Genomic DNA, 2,947 nt, shown 5'->3' with positions numbered 1-2,947 from the left:
GTCCGGTTGAACGGGGCGGCCTCGTCGGACATGCCCGGGTCACCGGGGACGAACACGGGCCCGGCGAAGCCGGACTTCAGCCGGTCCAGGTCGCCGGTTCGGGCGAGATGGGGCGCTCTCCTCTTCGGGCGGTCGATCACCTGTCCGAACTGCCCGAATTGTTACTCACTAAATCGTGATCTTTCCCTAAAGCCCGAGTTGATCGCTGCCGAAGGACTTGGTGACCCGTCCCCGCGCCACTCCCCCAGGAGGCCTGGTGTCCGTTCTTCTCGAGCAGCCCGCAAGCCTGGTCGCCTACCGCCCGAACAAACCGACCGCGATGGTCGTCGTCGCCGATCCCCGCGTCCGTTCCACCGTGACCCGCCATCTGTGGGCCCTCGGAGTCCGTGACGTGATCGAGGCCTCGTCCATCGCCGAGGCGCGTCCCCGCATCGGCAACCCCCGCGACATCTGTGTCGCCGACGTCCACCTTCCCGACGGCTCCGGCCTGACTCTCCTCTCCGAGACCCGCGCGGCCGGCTGGCCCAACGGTCTCGCCCTGTCCGCCGCCGACGACATCGGCGCCGTGCGCAACGCCCTCGCGGGCGGTGTGAAGGGATATGTCGTCACCGGCACGCGCACCAACATCGGGCTCCCCACCCGACCGGGCGCCGCCCCCATCGGTGCCGCCGCCGCGCGCCTGCACCGCCGCCCCCCGGGTGCCCCGAGCCACCCGGGTGGCTACCGCGAACTGTCCGGACGTGAGGTGGAGGTGCTGCGACTGGTCGCGGAGGGCCAGTCGAACAAGGCGATCGGCGTCTCCATGGGCCTGTCGGCCCTCACCGTCAAGAGCCACCTCGCCAGGATCGCCCGCAAGCTGGGCACCGGTGACCGGGCCGGAATGGTCGCCGTGGCCCTACGTACAGGCATCATTCACTGAACGAACACTGACCGGTTTACATCCTTCACGGGCCCGTCGACGGAACGTTACGTCGGCGGGCCCGGTCCATACACGGATACCCTTGACAGGTGACCGACGCCCAAGACACCGCAGCGATGAGTCCACTGCGAACCACCGGGGGCGCTCCCCCGGACGACGTCACCTCTGATGCAGGGGCGCCGATCCCATTGCTGGAACCGCGCGAGGGCATTCCTCCCGTGGTCACGACCGCCGGGGAGCTCGCCCAGGTCGTCGCGGCCTTCGCCGCGGGCACCGGCCCGGTGGCAGTCGACGCCGAGCGCGCCTCCGGCTACCGCTACGGGCAGCGCGCCTACCTCGTCCAGCTGCGCCGCGAGGGCGCCGGCTCCGCACTCGTCGACCCCGTCGCCTGCCCGGACCTGTCCGCGCTCGGCGAGGCGATCGACGGTGCCGAGTGGGTGCTGCACGCCGCCACGCAGGACCTGCCCTGCCTCCGCGAAATAGGCATGGTGCCGCGGCGGCTCTTCGACACGGAGCTCGCCGGGCGGCTCGCCGGCTTCCCGCGGGTGGGTCTGGGCGCGATGGTCGAGGGCGTGCTCGGCTACACGCTGGAGAAGGGCCACTCCGCGGTCGACTGGTCCACGCGTCCCCTGCCCGAGCCCTGGCTGCGCTACGCCGCGCTCGACGTGGAGCTCCTCGTCGACCTGCGGGACGCGCTGGAGAAGGAGCTCGACCGGCAGGGCAAGCTGGAGTGGGCCCTCCAGGAGTTCGACGCCATCGCCTCCGCCGAGCCCGCCCCGCCGCGCAAGGACCCCTGGCGGCGCACGTCGGGGATGCACAAGGTGCGGCGGCGCCGGCAGATGGCGGTCGTACGGGAGCTGTGGCTCACCCGGGACCAGGTCGCGCAGCGGCGCGACATCTCCCCCGGCAAGGTGCTCGGCGACGCGGCGATCGTCGAGGCCGCCCTCGCCCTGCCGCCCAACACGCACGCCCTCGCGGCGCTCCCGGGGTTCGGGCACCGGATGGGGCGGCGCCAGCTCGAACAGTGGCAGACCGCGATCGACCGCGCCAAGGCTCTGCCCGACTCCGAACTGCCGCAGCCGGGAGCGGCGGCGGCCGGCCCGCCGCCGCCGCGGTCCTGGGCCGACAAGGACCCCGCCGCCGCGGCCCGGCTCTCGGCGGCCCGTGCGGCGGTCTCCGCACTGGCGGAGCGCCTGAGCCTGCCGCAGGAGAACCTGGTCTCGCCCGACACGGTCCGCCGCCTGTGCTGGGAGCCGCCGGTCCCGCCGACCCCGGACGCCGTCTCCGCCACGCTGAGCGCCCTGGGCGCCCGCCCGTGGCAGATCGAGCTGGTCACCCCCGCCCTGACGCGCGCCCTGTCGGCCACCGGGGCCTAGTGCCGCGTCAGCCAGGGTTCGCCCCGTCGCGACGCCCTGCACGGCACTCCCCCGCAGCCCTCCGGGTGCGGGAGGTACCCCCACGCTGCGTTGGCCGAAAGTCCGAGCAGGCCCACTACGAGGGCTTCCGGCCGCCTTGCGATGCTCCCCCTGCCTCCGGGGCGGGAGGTGCCCCCGGCACCGGACGCCGCTCCTCAGCGGGCAAACCCCGACCGACGCGGCACTAGGGCTGTCCCGTAATCCCCGTTGGATCGGCGCGCGGCGTCAGATGCGGTGCACCGCAAGGCGGAGGGGCATCCTCATACTGGGCGTATTCGGGCGATCCGACAACGCGGCGTGGGGGTCCCTCCCACGCCGGGGTCGGCCGAAAGCCCGAGCAGGCCCACTACGAGGGCTTCCGGCCGCCTTGCGATGCTCCCCCTGCCTCCGGGGCGGGAGGTGCCCCCGGCACCGGACGCCGCTCCTCAGCGGGCAAACCCCGACCGACGCGGCACTCGTCATGCCGCCGGGGCGGCTCGACCGGCCTCCAGCGCCCGGGGCACCGCGTGCGGGCCCGGTCGCCCGCTCGGCTCCACGGCGGCCCGGGGCCCGCACCCCGGCCTCCGCCTCCTCCGCCGCGCCCGCCACCGAGCACTCGGAGGCCGGGCCGGCC

2 protein-coding genes are annotated in these 2,947 nt (G+C 73.9%); both read left to right on the top strand.

Going from position 1 to position 2,947, the window contains the following annotated elements; genetic code table 11:
• Positions 1 to 256: 256 nt before the first annotated feature.
• On the top strand, positions 257 to 919 hold the full coding sequence (locus GUY61_RS36920) for a response regulator transcription factor (protein WP_043444816.1): 663 nt from the start codon (positions 257 to 259) through the stop codon (positions 917 to 919).
• 89 nt (positions 920 to 1,008) lie between these two features.
• Positions 1,009 to 2,295, top strand: coding sequence for a ribonuclease D (locus tag GUY61_RS36915; protein ID WP_166634663.1), 1,287 nt, complete (start codon positions 1,009 to 1,011; stop codon positions 2,293 to 2,295).
• The last annotated feature ends 652 nt before the right edge of the window (positions 2,296 to 2,947 follow it).

Source organism: Streptomyces sp. GC420 (assembly GCF_009916105.1).
In the GTDB taxonomy this organism is placed as follows: Bacteria; Actinomycetota; Actinomycetes; order Streptomycetales; family Streptomycetaceae; genus Streptomyces.
Note: the sequence above shows the minus strand (reverse complement) of the source record. Positions and strands in the feature narration are given on the sequence as shown.